Raw genomic sequence first — 15296 nt, 5'->3', positions numbered from 1 at the left:
GAAAAAAATGGAGGTGTACCCAAATTGAAACTAGGTACCGTAGTTAAAACGGCAGGGATGGTCATTACAAGTATACTAACTTTTCTTGTAGTAACTCCCTACCATGCATCCGCTAGTGTTAATGATGCGCTCAAACGTGTTGGGATTAAACCTAACGGGGACTTTGGGGACTCAGGAGTATACGACGATTTAACCAACATGGTTTACTTCGTTATGGCTCTGGGTGGTTTCTGGATTATTTTCTGTCTTATCTGGGGTGGTATGACTTTGGCTGGAAGCGGAGGAAACCCTCAAAAGAGAACGGAAGGGTTTATTAAATTGGCATTAGTAGCAGTTGGAGGATGGATAATTCTCAAGAGTTACGATATTGCCGGCTTTATAGCTGGACTAGGCACAGCATTCATTATGTAAATTACTATCATTAATCAATAAGCAACCCCCTCTATCTTAGAGGGGATTTGTTTTAATGGAAGGTGAAAAAATGAGGAAAGAAACGGTACCTGTGGATATGTCCTCTGAACAAAAATCCATACTAGGTATTATATCGAAAAGACAATTAATTTATTTCATAATAGGTGGTTCCATTATCTACTCCTATACTCCTACAGTGTTTAATCTTGGTCCCAATATCTTAATTTCAATAATTATGTGTTTAATGGCAGCTACACCAACTGGTGCAGTCGTATTTTTCCTAGCATTTTATAAATTAGAAAAACGTCAGCTAAGTTTGGATCAGTATTTATTAATTAAAGCACAATATCGAACTCAGCTAGGAAGCTGGAGAAAAGGAAGGAGAATCTAAATTATGAAAGATATTTTAATAATGGCATGTATAGGCCTTGCGATTTATGTTTTTGCAAGAGTCATGCTAAAGGAACCGATTCTCCCATGGGGGAAGCAAAAAACGGTGTCCAACTTAACGAAAAAAAAATCTAAGAAAAAGAGTAGTATTCAAGCTGACATGGATACATCTATTCCTTTTGAAGATTTATTCTCTGACTTGATAGAAATTAAAGACCATATGTTTATAAAAACCAACAATCAATTCGTATTAGTCGCAAAAGTAGAAGCGGTTAATTATTTCTTGCTTAGTAACGACGAACAAGAAGCGATAGATATATCATTTGAAACATGGTTAGCACAATTTAACTATCCAGTTGATTGGTACTTACAAAACAGATATATCGACTTAAGTGAGCCCATTGAAGAAATGCGCAAAATCATGAGAACAGAAGACGACTTAGATGCTAATGCTGCAGAGTATGGACAAGCAATGATTGATGATCTAATGAAATGGCAGTCCATCTCTCCTAGATATGAAACAAAAAGGTTTATAGTGTTCCACCATCAGATTGAAGTTAATGATTTAAAAGCAGACACTGCAGAAGAGTTGGAGACTAAAATTTTAGAAAAAGCTTTTGCAGAATTATATCGTCGCTTCAATACCGCCAAAGGTGCCTTAAGAAAGGCAGGGATGGAAATAGATATTCTTACTAATGAAGATTTAGGTGAGCTTTTATATTACGCATTTAACCGCAGAAAAGCGTTTAAGAACAAGTACAAAGACGTAGCCCTCCAGGAACAACTTTCACTATATGTTACAGCTGATCAAGACGACAGTCGCATAGAAGCAGTAAAGGAGATGATTGAAGTTGAAACTTCAGAAAAAGAAGAAGCAAGAGAAAAGGAAGCAAGCTGAGGAAAGTAACCAACCCAATCAACTAGATATGAAACCATCATTTTGGGATGTAGTTGCCCCAGAAGGAATGGCCATACGACAAGAAGATTATGATTTCGGGGTTATCAAGCAATCTTTGGGGTCCAAGACATACTTTCGGCCATTTTATATACCTAAAGACGGTTATCCGAGAAAGCTACAAACTAATTGGTTATATTCTTTAACTTCAAGCGGAGAATGTGACGTGCTAATTAAAGTTCATAAAATCCCTAAGTCTGATTCTATTAAGATGCTGCAAAATCAGATAACCATGTTGAAATCCAATTTAAACTTTCAAACTAAAAGAGGAAACATCGACCAGGTAAACGATTTGCAAACAAAAATCTTTGATACCGAGCAATTAATGGCAGAAACTCAGTTTTCTGAAAACGATTCTTATCATGTTGCGGTAACGGGAATGCTCTATGCTCAAAGTGAAAAAGAACTAAACAATTATAGCGAGTATGTAGAAGATGAGCTCACTAGTATGTTTTTTAAAGTGACTTCCGCTTGGAGCCGAGTTAAAAAAGGATTTCGAACGGTATTACCACTTGGAAACAATGAACTAAAAGATGCTCTTAGAAATATTGACCGTAGAGCCCTGAGCACTTTTTCTCCTTTTATTAGCGGAAGTGGCCGTTTTAATGGAGGAGTTCCTTTAGGTATTAACAAAATCACCGGGCAAAAAGAATTTTACAATGCTTTTGGTACAAAAGAAATTAGACCAGATAACTATAACATGTTCGTGAGTGGAACATCTGGGAGTGGAAAATCACTTGCAATTAAACTTCTTTTAGCAAGAGAGACTACAGGTATGGGAGTTTACACCCGGCTTATTGATGTAGAAGGGGAATTCGTAAAAATCGTTAAGCGTTTAGGTGGAATGAACTTAAATATCTCAGAAGAGTCGAATATACGGATTAATCCTTTAGCGCTAAACGTTACGAATATTCCTTTAGATGAAGACGATGAAGAATTAGAAATTCTGGAAGATGGGGATGAAAAGGAGATATTCGAGAAGGATGGAAAAAAATACATCTCCTTTGTCCCACTGAGAGAAAAATTAAATGAGGCTTTGGATTTCTTTGATATCGTGTGTAGAGGAAAGAATGGGGAAGAAGGTGGATTAGACGTTTTCGAGAGAAACTATCTAGAAGAAGCAATTTATCATATCTTTGAAGAGTTTGAATTCACAACACACCCATCTTCCTTATACGAAAATTCCGTAAAAGAGATAGATGGTCAGCTCATCCAGTCCAGAGCAAGAAAGCCAGAACCGACAATATCTGATATTTATAACTACTTATTAAAGGTTTATGGAGAAGAGCCAAAGGCAGAAAGATTAATAGCAGCTATTCGTCCATTCTTAAGAGATGGATCAAAACCAATTTTTGATGGGCAAACCTACTTAGGAAAGAACATGACACAAGCTCTCCACAATGCAAGATTAGTAAACTTTAATATTAGCGGAATGGAAGAAGGTTTCCTTCGACCTATCGCCTACCATGTCATTCTTAATTATGTATGGGAGTACTTTGTAAAAAATGTAGATAACGCTTCAAAAAAGAAAATTGTACTAGCAGATGAAGCGTGGACATTGGTGGATTCAGAGCAAACTGTAGACTTCTTAGAAAAAGTAGCACGTCGTGCTCGAAAAAGAAACTGCGGGTTACGTTTAGCATCTCAAGATTTCGTTCGTTTTATTGAAAGTAAAAAAGCGCGGGGGATCTTACAGAACACATACACCTTCTTCTTTTTAAAACAAAATAAAATTGATTTAGCCAGCATTAAAACGAACTTCGACTTATCAGCAGGTGAAAGAAGCATTCTATTTGGAAATCCGGATAAGGGCGAAGGAATAATACGTTCAGGTAAGTCTTCCACTTGGCTAAGAACAGATCCAAGCGAAGAAGAATTGGCTTTTGTTGAGTCCAATCAGGCTGTACTGGATGAATTATTAGAACGGAAGCGGAGACAACGTGACTTTTAGGAGATGAATAAATGAATAAAATCTTTGACGTCGTCGAAAGTCTTTTTGAATTTTTATGGGAACTTCTCATAGAACCCTTTCTTGGATTGAAGAAGTTAGACGACCTGATATTCGGTAAGGATACTTTATGGGGAGAAGAGTTAATTTGGAGGACATTTGTTGAATCTGAATTGCAATATGCATACTTTCCAGGTTCGTTTGTCATGACAATAATAGCAGGTTTTCTAATATTACTTGCGGTAATCATTGCCGGAATTAGAATATCGGGGGCCACCATTAATCCTGCTAGCAGAACGGCATTAATTGAATTCTTAAAGGATGCTCTTATTGTAGGAATTCTTCTTTCGCAGTTAGGTACAGTTTATACTCTGATATTTCAATTCAATAGTACCATTGTAGGGATTTTTGAAGGGCCTGTAGAAAATATGCAGACGAATTTCGATTTAGTAAGTGATGGTGCTGGTGCTGCTGGTTCTATTTTAGGTTGGATTGTCATTCAATTAGCATTATTAGGTTTGTTAATATGGGCAAATTTTTACTATATGATGCGAAAATTAACTTTATTGATCCTAATGATATTAGGTCCAGTAATGGTTGCTCTATACCTATTCCCAAAAACAAAGGCCATAACAGCTGGATGGTTCAAAGAGCTTGTTGGCAGTGTGTTGGTTCAAAGTATTCATGCTTCGACCATTTGGATAATTGCTGTTATCGCTTCTACACAAAATAGTTATAGTGTAGCAACAGGTGGATTTTCAGTAGCAGCAGTAATCCTATACATTATTTTTATTCCTATTTCAGAGAGTATTCGTAATCTTTTTGGGCTAGGCGGAGGAATGCAAGGTGGACTTGCTAAGGCTGGTGCAATGTTTGGAATGGCTGGACTTGCAGGTATGTACGGTTCGGTTAAAGGTGCATTAGATGGTAAGAGTGTCGGTTCTGCATTGCAAGGAATGTATCGTGGTGCAAAGGATAAAGTTAAAGGCGAAGGTAGCACAGACAAGGATGTAAAAAACACTATAGGCGCTAACACAGGCACAGACACCGGAACCACTGCAAAAGCAGACAAGATGTTAAAGGCAGGACAAATTTTAGGTAAAACCGGGAAAATGACAGCTGGAATGGCCGGTTCTATTGCCGGTTCAGTTATGGGTCCAATGGGAGCAGTAGCGTTGGGAACCATTGGAGGAGAGTTAGGTGAAAAAGCCGGTGGGCTTGCTGGTAGAATGGGAGCGGCGGGCGCTCAAGGTATTGCTAGTAGATTAGCCAAGGGGAAAGAAGGCGCCTTAAAAAGTTTAGCGGATCAGAAAAATAAAGATGCGGATAGTGCCATGATAGATTCTCTTACTGAAGATGAATCTACTAAATGGGCAAGTGATAATAAAGAAGGGTTTATGAAGGACCTTAAGGAAAGGTTTCCAGATGCAACAAATGAAGACTTAGAGAAAAAATGGAATGACGAATTAGGACAACGAAGAGGCAAGTTTAGAGATGCTGCTGAAAAAAAATGGGAGCAAGCAAAATCCAGTAATGGTAAATACGCAGATGCCAACAAATTAAAAGAATCACTTAGTAATGATATGACTAGCGCATGGGCAGAACAAAATCAAGCTCAATTCATGGAGGACTTCACTAAGAATAATCCACCAGAAAAGTCTTTTGATAAGATGACTGAAGCAGAAAAAGTAGATTATGAAAATAAGAAAACTGATGCCTGGAATAAAAAGCTAGGGCAAAAGAAAGCTCAGTTCCAAAAAGCTGGTGAAGATACAGCTAATGCTATGGTGAAAGGTCAAGATCATAACTTAGTCAATAAACAAGATTTCGCTTCTACTATGGTGGATAGAGCGCTTGGGCTAGAAAAAGAAGATTTAAAGCAATCTATGAATTTAAATAATGACGAAGCTATTAGAGAGTTTGAACTAACTAAAGATTCTCGTCAACAGGCTCTGGTCAAAATATCTCAAAAGTCCTTAAATAGTGTCCCAACAATAAATAATATTGAAAACGGACGTGCAGGTGAAATAGGAAGTGCTATTGCAAAAGAAATGACTAGTGATTGGGCCGTTAATAATAAAGATGCCTTCATGAAGCAATATGAAAACAGTAACCCTCCTAAACAGAATATGAGCCAAGAGGAAAGTGAGGCTTATAACAGCAACAGAGAAAAAGCTTGGTCAAAGAGAGTTGCTGGAAAACAATCTACATTCGAAAAAGCAGCCACACAAACCATTGAAGACTTTGGAGGGAATCCAAGTTCAGTAGTAAGTAAGGCGGACTTTTCTTCTAAGATGGTTGATAACGCTATGTCACAAGAAAAATCAGCTTATATCACTGATAATGCTGACAAACTTGGTGGAGTAGAAAAAGCGGAAGCAGCATTTAAAGCTACTAGGGGAGAAAGAAAACAAGCTTTAACAATGTCAGCTACACGTTCTTCCGGGAATGTGGAATCTATTTCGTTTGGTAATGTTACTGAAGGAGCTAAAGGAAGTGTTATAGCTAATCAGATCTCTGAAGATATGACAAAAGCATGGGCAAGTAACAATAAAGACCTGTTCATGCAAAATTACGAATCAGCTAATCCTCCTAGCCCTAATATGTCTCCTTCTGAAGCAAAAATATATGATGCTGAAAAACAAAATTCTTGGAAGCAAGTGGTTCAAGGGAAAAAGCAACAGTTCTCCCAAGCGGCTAGCGAAGTGGTAACTCAAATGACAAATGGAAATCCAAGTGCCATAGTCGACAAAAATCAGTTTGGTAGTGCAATGGTTGATAAAGCCATGAATATTGAAAAAGCAGGTCTAAGTGATATTAGTACAGGTTCGATTGGATTTGAAATTGACTATGGAAAACAAGCAGGTGAACGAAAGAAAGTCTATGCTAACGTAGCTCAAAGTTCAATAAATGGTGTAGAAGGGGTTCAAATATTCAACAAATCTGGTGCTGTAAACAGTAATTTTCTTGCAAGCCAATTAGCAAGTGCGGAAGTAGAAACGGAAAGAAAAGCATTTGTAAATGCTGCTCAGAGTAATGGTATATCTAAAAATGAGGCAATTGTCCAATGGAATAATCAAAACCCTGGTGTATTTGAAAATAAGTATCAACGGATAAAACAGAATATCCCGGATAAGATTTCTTCTCCAGATATCCCACTTATGACAGCGGGTAGAACTGTAGCTCAATTTGTTGGTGAAGCTTCTGGTATGAATACGGTTCTACGTACAGTGCAAGGTATTGGGCAGGGAGTAGTTAGTGGATACACTAATGCAGCGGAAACAGGTGAAAACAGGTTAGTGCAAGCCGTAAAAGGTTCATTCTCAGGGGCTGCCACAGGTTTTGTTAGAGGTGGAGATGCAATAGAGAAACAACAAAATTGGAGTAATGGAATTGCCTACGCTTCAAGTGTTTTAGGTGGTGTATCTGGATACCAAGTGGCGGCTAAAATTGCAAACAAAGTAAGTCCTTTTAATAACCAAGTTAAACAAGCTATCTATGAACCTTCTGAAGTTATGCAAATGGCACAGACTACAATAGATGACTTTGGCACCCAGAAAGTTGCTAGTGGAGCTGTAAGAATGGTTACCACTAACAATGGTTCTCACATTGAAATCCGAACCAAAACTGGAGAATCAAGAATTGTTTCTCGATACGGTTCTGGTCATAGTGGATTAAAGAAAGGTGAGGTAGTATATCAGGATTTAGATGTGCAAAACGATTCATTTGTTCCGACAAAAGTGAATGGACAATCCTCTGTTTATCGGGTTGATAGTGGGGGAGGTAAGATCCCGCTAAATATGGACTTAAACGTAGACCCCAATAGGCTATTAGCAAACCGATTAAACCCAAAAGCCGTATCCACTAGACAAGCACCAATGTATAGTCAACAAGTTGATATGGGTAATTTTTATTTGGACGATGCAATGGAAAAAGGGTTTAAAAATGTACATGTAGTTGTAGAGAGAGGCAAGAGTTATATAGCTGGAAATCAGGGAGATCAAACTTATCGTATATCACCAATTTATCCAGGTGATACAAGAATACCAGATGGTAAAACCTACAATATTAACTGTGATGTTGTTAATAGCAAGTTGATTAAAGGTAAGACTGTGCTTGATAACACAAATGTTAATCAGCAACATGTAATCGAAGAAGTAGATTTTACCTCTTCTTTGGATCCCAATAAGATGCTAACCATCAAGCCGAATAAACGTTTAGAAAATAGAAGAAATAATGAACCGTTTAGAAGAAAGCAAGGATTGTTGGGGTGATCTGATGGAAGAAAGAGAGATAGAAGAACAACATCAATCTAATCCAGTTAAAGAAGCAGCTGCTAATCAAGTAAGAAAAAAAGGTCGCAAGCTTGTAGCTAGAGCATTAAAAAAAGGTGCAAAGCTTGCGGCTAACGCCGCTGCTAAAGGTATTGCTGTCCTTGGAAAAGTATTATTATCATTGGCCGCAGCAGTTGGAATACCTCTACTTATTAAACTAACAATCATTATTTCTCTTATTCTGATTGTTACGTTAGTCAGTTTGTTTTTGTTAGGTGGACTTGGTTCAGATTCAGAATTAGATGGTGATTATAAAGTACTGAATGAGTATATCATCGAACAAGCAAATAATACGGTAGATATGTCTAAACCGGAACAAGCACGTTATAGAGTTCCAGAAGGTTTAATTGCATCAGTTATTCAAATAGATGGGTTATCAGAAGAAAGTAACATAAATAACCATAAAGACCTTATTAAGAAAATGACTACGTCATTAAAGCCGGAGTTTACTTACGAAAGATTCAACGAATACGAAGAAGTGGAAACAACCGTTTGTGAGGATGGAGTATGCGGTTCACCATCGTTGAAAAAGATAGACCATTGGGTTAGCAAGCTAACATTCGTTGATTATTGGAATGGCTTTACAGCAATTCAACATGACCCTTACTTAACTAACTGGACCACCAAAGAAGAAATCTCTTATAGAACAGAAACACATAAAGAAATGCAAGAGGTAAGCAAAACTATTACTAAAACAAAAACTGAATATAGATTAGAACTAGTAAGAAAAACACGACAAGAAGCATATGAAGTATGGGAATCCTCTCCCTATTTAGATGATTACGGAAATCTAGCATGTTGTATCTTTAAAAAAGTAACAAAATACAAGACTGTTGTATATTACGAAGAAGAGCTAGTCCCTTATGAAGTAGAATATGAAGAAGAAATAACTGTCACGGAAGAAGTGGAAGTTGAAGTAAAGATAGAAATAAAAACGATCATTCGTACCAGGAGACAGTTATTTAACTCCTCAGAAAACCAAACAGAAGACTATAGCACGTTTGATAATATATTGAACAGTTATAATATGGGGAAAAAGGACAAACAATTAATAGATGGCTTATATGAACTTGTAGGTGGCATAAGCAATTATACACAGTGGCTAGAAGGATATAGCGGAGGTTCTTGGGGTGGAGGCTTTAATGGGAACATAATTCCTGGCGATAACGTACCACCACAGTACATGCCAATATATTTAGCAGCAGAATCCGCTTTCGGTGTGGATTGGTATGTAATAGCGGCTTTACACTTTGTAGAAACAGGTTATTCTACTCACCCAACGATGATTAGTAATATGGGAGCAGTCGGACATTTCCAGTTTTTAAAGAGAACATGGGTTGGGTGGAGCTTTAGTGGCAATATAACAGACACTATACTAGTCAGCTTAGACCACATTAATCGACATCGCGGGTTCGGTACAGATGCAAATGATGATAAGAAAGCAGATCCTTGGGATATGGAAGATAGCGCATTCGCTGCAGCAAGATACCTTGCCCACTCGGGTTATAAAACTGACCCACGAAAAGCGATATATGAATACAACCGAGCTGATTGGTATGTTGATAAAGTCCTAAAAAAAGCAGAAGAGATTAGGGTGCAAGCAACATACACGCCTGAGTCTGGGATGCCACCAGTAACCTCAGGTCATTATATGGCTCCAACTACAGGACCAATAACTTCTGGCTTTGGTGAGAGATGGGGTACTAACCATAACGGAATTGATATTGGTAGAAAAATAAATGGGAAAGATAGAAGTAATGTGCCAGTAGTATCTATTGGAGATGGGAAAGTAATAAATTCATACTATTCCAGTTCTTATGGAAATTGCATAATAATCAGACATAATTTTGATGGAGTACAATATGAATCGCTTTATGCTCATTTAGAAAACAGAGCTGTAAAAACGGGACAGGAAGTGAAAAAAGGGGCATTTATTGGATATATGGGGGATACAGGATATTCTACTGGACCCCATTTACATTTCGAGCTCCACCAACCCGCATGGGAAAGTTCTAAAAAATATGCATTTAACCCGTTAAGCAATAATAAAGGAATAATTATTAGCATTCCTGGATCGTAGTTGAGGATGTGTTTATATGAACTTAAAACAAGTTTATCTAGTAAGTTTCCTGTGTATAATCTTTATAGCAGTTGTTGGAGGATATGTCTATAAATATTTTACACCTCAAGAAGTATCATACAGAGAGATCAGTAGTGAAGAAGCGGTTAATACCATTTTATCTTTACGTGAACAAATAGACAATGTGGAAGTAACTTCAATGTCTTGGATAAAAGGTGTAGATAAACAGGCAGACATAGGGTATTTAACCGATGTAGATGAAGAAATTTTAGCAGCTAATGCTAAGCCTGAAGAAGCCATAAAATATTTATTGGGTAGTCTTCAAATGGGAGATCCTGATGCGTTTTCCCAAGCATTTGACCCATCGGTGTTTTCTAATGCAATATTTGAACATCCCAATGATGATAAGTATGAAGCTTTAATGGAGATTATGAATGAATTGTCTAGAGAAGGTACTCTTGTTTCAAGTGAACTACTTACAACGGAATACTCTTTTGGAGTAGAAGATAAGAATAATACTTCAGTAATTTTAGAGTATAATGATGGAAAGAAAGTGGAGATTGAAATCGCTCTAACCTTTCAAAAGTATAATCATGGGAAGAATGCGAAGGGGATTGTCTTTATTTCAACATCTCCAACCGACATCATTAACCAAATCAAGGAACAGACATAATAGGATAGAGCCATATATTAATTATGGCTCTTTTTAGTATGTTTAATAAATTCATTAAAGGTTAGATGTTTTCTTATAGTTTTATATGAAGGTAGGGAGTTTAGTTTAGCATATTCATTCCATTGTAGTTGGTTAACATAACTGTTTGGGTGGTTTTTAAGAAGTTCAATAATTCCTTCTTTATTATAAGATTTAGGAATATGCCTAGGTGTAGTTCTAACTCCTATAGTTTCTTGGGCTTGTTTCCAACTACCAAAGTGATTAATAATTGTTCTACTAGAAGGTAATTCTTCTTTCTCAGCATATTCATCCCACATTAAGGTCGTTGTAAAATGATCTTTATGCTTACACAATAATTCTGTCATTTCGCTTTTATTTGCAATAACTCTTCTCCTTGTATTAACCCCTAGATGCTCTTTCACCTTTCGCCAGCTTCCAATGCTTTTTATTAATTGATAAGAAGAGGGCAATCCATACTTTTTTGCATAACGGTCCCAGTCACTTCTACTCGTTAGCATGTCCTTATGATGTTTTAGATTATGAAGGTATTTTAAGTCCAATGTCCGATAACTCCTTATTCAAATCACTATAGATAAGGCTAGCCATTTCATGATTATGAGCTTTATAAAGCTTTATTACTTCCAAAGGCTCTTTCTCAAAGACAGCCATTTCTCTTTCCCCTGAAATATGTTTAATTAAATCATCGTATTCTTTCAAGTAAACTAAGGTATCGTGTAGTAAATGGTGTCTGAAGTGTATACTGATAGATAATCCATGAAAATACTTCTCGAGTTTAGAGTCTTTATCTAAGTCCTTCTCTACAATAAGGTTCAAATCGTTGCTATATACTTTCTTTGTAAAATTATCTTTTAATATTAAACCATCTTTGCCTGGTGTTTCAAACCCTACTTCAAAACCGGTAAAACCATATACATCTGAATATCCTTCAGCACTCCACTCTGGTTTAAAGTAAGAGTTTTGGTCAGTTGCGTTAGTTTGCCATCCGTATAATTTACTACAAGAAGATTTCTTAAAGTAAAGAGGTGAAGGAAGTAATATAAACATCTTATCTCTCTCTTCCGAATAGCCCATTAAAAACGATTTATCTCCTACAATGAATAATCTATTCAAATAATCTTTTGCTTCTTCAACCGTAAGAGAGCGCCGTATGTCTTTTTGTAGGTAGTTTTTCTTCTGATTCATAGTGTATAATTTTTTCTCTTTTTTAACTTTCCGTTCGGCCGCTCCTTTTCGTAGAAATTCTTTGGGCGATTTAATGAAGAGGTATAATGTAACCATTAAATATAATGGGAAACCTAGAATAGTCAAAATGGCTGTTTTAAAGAAATTATCATTGTTTTCATCAACGATATAATTCCCAATCAAAACCAAACCCAGCATTAGAGTCAAACCTATAATGAAGATAATAAACATGCAGATTACTATGTAGAAGAACCAGGCTAAAATTAATAGTGGCGTCAATTCTGCATTAATCAATCCTAATCTTTCAAAAAAGCCAACAATCCCTAGTATATCTAGAACAGCATATATCTTATCCCAAAACATTACTGATAATATAATAGCTGCTACTCCAATTAGACCAGCTAAGCCTGCGGATCTGCCTCGGTCATAGTTAAGTTTTGCATCCCAGAACCACAATAAATCTCTTAACATATTTTTTCACCTCATTTTTAAATAATTCAATAAGTTTTACTTTACTTAATTTTATTCTAATATTTTCCTTTGGTCAATTGTTTTTTAAAATATATTAATTTATAATAATACAAGAAAATGTTAACTAAATAATTTGGGAGCTCCCCAAGGATGTAGGGTCTATTTTTATAGCCTTATCTCTTTGGGGAGCTTTTTTGGTAGGAGGATGTACTTGACTAAATTCCATTGGAAATTACTAATATTGATTTCTTCCATTCTAGTTGTAATTATTGCTATTGGATTGTTTTTTAAGATTCTAATACTGAGACAGGAGGGATATAACCAAAGCACGATATTATACTTTGTAGGAATAACAGCTATGATTACTACTTTAATTATAAGTTTTATCTATCAACTATTAGGAGGATTGAATAACAGTATTTCTAGACTAATACAACAAGTCCAAACCATGAGGAAAGGGACTGGAGATAAAATAACGGAGAGTGAAAAATGGAATGGCCTAAGAGTTCTGCAAAAAAATCTAGACGATCTTTCTAACTCATTGGAACACTTAAAAGCTAAGGAAATGAAACTCAACTTTCATCTCACACATGACCAATTAACCGGCTTGCCTAACAAAACAAAATTACACCAAAAACTTGTGGCTTTACAAAAAGAAGAAAACCCACCATTTATTATTATGGTAGATATCCACGGATTTAAAGTCTTGAATGATACCTATGGTAAAGAAGCAGGGGACTACATTCTAATAGAAGCTGGTAGGCGTATAGAAAGCGCGGCCCCAATTCATTTTGTGGCGAGAGTGAGTAGTGATCAGTTTTGCATTGTTACCAATCAGATTAAAGATAAAAGGGATGCGCAGTCATTGGTCGCACGAATAAAAACCGTTCTATTAAACCCTTATAACTTTCAAAGGGAAGATATTAGAATTGATATAGCTGTAGGTATTAGTAAATGCGATACAGATGATGTTGAATCCAGTCTTACTCGTGCAACCATTGCTTTGTTCTCATCAAAAAGCAAAGGAAGAGGCCAGGTAGAATTTTACGTGCCGGCTATGAGTGAACATCAAACAGAAAAAATGAGGATTGAAAACAAGTTACATCAAGCTGTAGCAAACAAAGAAATTTACCTAGAGTATCAACCAAAAGTATCTTTAATTAGTGGTAAAACAATAGGAGTGGAGGCTCTAGCACGTTGGATTGACGCTCACTTGGGCTCAGTCCCTCCAAATCATTTTATTCCCATAGCAGAAGAAACAGGGCTGATAACCACATTAACAAGGGATCTACTAATGGAAGCGTGCAAAAGAGCGTATGAATGGAACACTAGAGATACATTCATTCCTATTTCCGTTAACTTATCTCCAATCCTCTTCACTTTATATCCAGAGCTGGACAAGTTTATCGAAGAGGCTTTAAAAGAATCTCAACTTAATCCAGGACTATTAGAAATAGAAATAACAGAAGGGGTTTTGTTATCCAAAGGCAGTGTAGATGTCTTGCAAAAGATCTGTGATTTAGGAGTAACTATATCAGTTGATGATTTCGGAACGGGGTACTCTTCATTAGGATATTTAAAAGACTTCCCGATTCACACACTAAAAATAGACAAGTCCTTTATACAAATAATTAGAAAGGACAAAACAAATCGAGAGCTTGCAGAATCTATATTATTTTTAGGGAAGAAGTTGGGGCTTCAAGTAGTGGCAGAAGGTGTAGAAACGAAAGAGCAGCTTCAGTTTTTAATGGAAAAAGGTTGCGATGCTATTCAAGGTTATTACATAAGTAAGCCGCTCCCTTTAAAAGACCTCCACACCTTTTTAAACGAAGATTATAAAGTTTCGGTATAAAAAATATAAAAGAGACTATCAGGAATCCATATTGGAGGAGGATCCTAATAGTCTTTTTTTACTCCCAGCTGTCGAAAGAAGGGATACGTAATAAGTTATTCTTAGTTAAATTTCTGTATTTTACTTTACAAGGAATTGGTTTAGTATAAATATATTTCTCGTCTTCGCCGGTTGACGTTTTTAGGGAATATAGTAATTTTCTTTCCTTTATTGGAACAAACTCCATAATACCAGCAGGTCGTCCATCCTTAAATGCTAATAACCAACCAAATTTATCTTTTCTTAAACCAACAATATCAACAGAATCATATTGATAATTAATTACCTTATACCAGTGCTTGGACCTTTTATGCTCATAAGGAGAGTTCTTATCTTTAAGTACTATACCCTCTAAGCCCTTATCCTGAGTTAATTGGAAATACTCTATGCCATGGCCGTACATCCACTTACTTACCACAATATGCTTGTGTTCAATTGCTAGTGAATCTAATAGCTCCTTACGCTCCCACAAAGGCTTCTGAGCAACCTTCTCATGATTAAGGTAGATTATATCGAATATGCAAAATTGATAAAAATGGGTGCTTTTTGAAGACCTGAAGACCTCCATGGCAGCTTCGAAGTCTGGTGCTCCATTTTCTCCAGGTACAATAAACTCTCCATCAAGCATCGTACGATCTGGAATATCTATATTTGTAAGGGATTTGAATAAGGAAGTTACTTCATTTCCATGTCTCGTATATAACTTAACTTTATGATTAAACTTGGATAATAACAGCCTAAAACCATCTAACTTCGGTTATAAAGTCACTATTATTGAAAGGTTCTTTGCTCTGTTCAAGTAACATAGGTTGAATAAACAATGTTTTTCACACTCCTATATCTTATTGTAACAGTAAGTTTTCTTTATTTAATTAGGAGGTGATTTCCAATCGCTACTTTACAACAAAGAACATATGTTCTAATATTAGTGGTATAAATT

General features: G+C 36.3%; 10 protein-coding genes and 1 pseudogene. 8 read left to right on the top strand and 3 right to left on the bottom strand.

From position 1 onward, the window contains the following. Nucleotides 1-24 precede the first annotated feature (24 nt). The 7 genes from HC179_RS15830 (at nucleotide 25) to HC179_RS15800 (ending at nucleotide 10791) form a co-directional block, all read left to right on the top strand. Nucleotides 25-411 carry a hypothetical protein gene (locus HC179_RS15830; protein ID WP_168865177.1) on the top strand — a complete coding sequence of 129 codons (387 nt, stop codon included), beginning with the start codon at nucleotides 25-27 and terminating at the stop codon, nucleotides 409-411. 70 nt (nucleotides 412-481) lie between these two features. Next, on the top strand, nucleotides 482-802 hold the full coding sequence (locus tag HC179_RS15825; protein WP_168865176.1) for a PrgI family protein: 321 nt from the start codon (nucleotides 482-484) through the stop codon (nucleotides 800-802). A gap of 3 nt (nucleotides 803-805) precedes the next feature. Next, nucleotides 806-1699 (top strand): hypothetical protein, encoded by an 894-nt coding sequence (locus HC179_RS15820; RefSeq protein ID WP_168865175.1) that lies wholly within the window; start codon nucleotides 806-808, stop codon nucleotides 1697-1699. Continuing rightward, entirely contained in the window at nucleotides 1653-3707 is a 2055-nt protein-coding gene (locus HC179_RS15815) for a VirB4 family type IV secretion system protein (RefSeq protein WP_205825351.1), read from the top strand. The genes HC179_RS15820 and HC179_RS15815 overlap by 47 nt, the downstream gene beginning before the upstream one ends. Nucleotides 3708-3718: 11 nt before the next feature. Further along, complete coding sequence (locus HC179_RS15810; RefSeq protein WP_168865174.1) at nucleotides 3719-7978, top strand: TrbL/VirB6 family protein; 4260 nt, start codon at nucleotides 3719-3721, stop codon at nucleotides 7976-7978. After that, a complete protein-coding gene (locus HC179_RS15805; protein ID WP_168865173.1) occupies nucleotides 7941-10118 on the top strand; it encodes a peptidoglycan DD-metalloendopeptidase family protein in 2178 nt (725 codons plus the stop codon). The genes HC179_RS15810 and HC179_RS15805 overlap by 38 nt, the downstream gene beginning before the upstream one ends. A 16-nt stretch (nucleotides 10119-10134) precedes the next feature. Further along, nucleotides 10135-10791: a hypothetical protein gene (locus HC179_RS15800; protein ID WP_168865172.1), complete on the top strand. Its 657-nt coding sequence runs from the start codon at nucleotides 10135-10137 to the stop codon at nucleotides 10789-10791. Nucleotides 10792-10808: 17 nt separating this feature from the next. On the opposite strand, the gene HC179_RS15795 is transcribed toward HC179_RS15800, so the two are convergent. Both HC179_RS15795 and HC179_RS15790 read right to left on the bottom strand, forming a co-directional pair. After that, nucleotides 10809-11351: a hypothetical protein gene (locus HC179_RS15795; protein ID WP_168865171.1), complete on the bottom strand. Its 543-nt coding sequence runs from the start codon at nucleotides 11349-11351 to the stop codon at nucleotides 10809-10811. Further along, nucleotides 11329-12465: an energy-coupling factor transporter transmembrane component T family protein gene (locus HC179_RS15790; RefSeq protein ID WP_168865170.1), complete on the bottom strand. Its 1137-nt coding sequence runs from the start codon at nucleotides 12463-12465 to the stop codon at nucleotides 11329-11331. Before HC179_RS15790 ends, HC179_RS15795 begins: the two co-directional genes overlap by 23 nt. Nucleotides 12466-12676: 211 nt before the next feature. On the opposite strand from HC179_RS15790, the gene HC179_RS15785 reads away from it, so the two are divergent. Then, nucleotides 12677-14317: a putative bifunctional diguanylate cyclase/phosphodiesterase gene (locus HC179_RS15785; protein WP_168865169.1), complete on the top strand. Its 1641-nt coding sequence runs from the start codon at nucleotides 12677-12679 to the stop codon at nucleotides 14315-14317. A gap of 58 nt (nucleotides 14318-14375) precedes the next feature. On the opposite strand, the pseudogene HC179_RS15780 reads toward HC179_RS15785, so the two are convergent. Continuing rightward, nucleotides 14376-15177, bottom strand: a pseudogene (locus HC179_RS15780) (ATP-dependent DNA ligase). Nucleotides 15178-15296 lie beyond the last annotated feature (119 nt).

The sequence above is a fragment of the Bacillus sp. RO1 genome (genome assembly GCF_012524115.1).
Lineage (GTDB): Bacteria > Bacillota > Bacilli > Bacillales > Bacillaceae_I > Sutcliffiella_A.
Note: the sequence above shows the minus strand (reverse complement) of the source record. Positions and strands in the feature narration are given on the sequence as shown.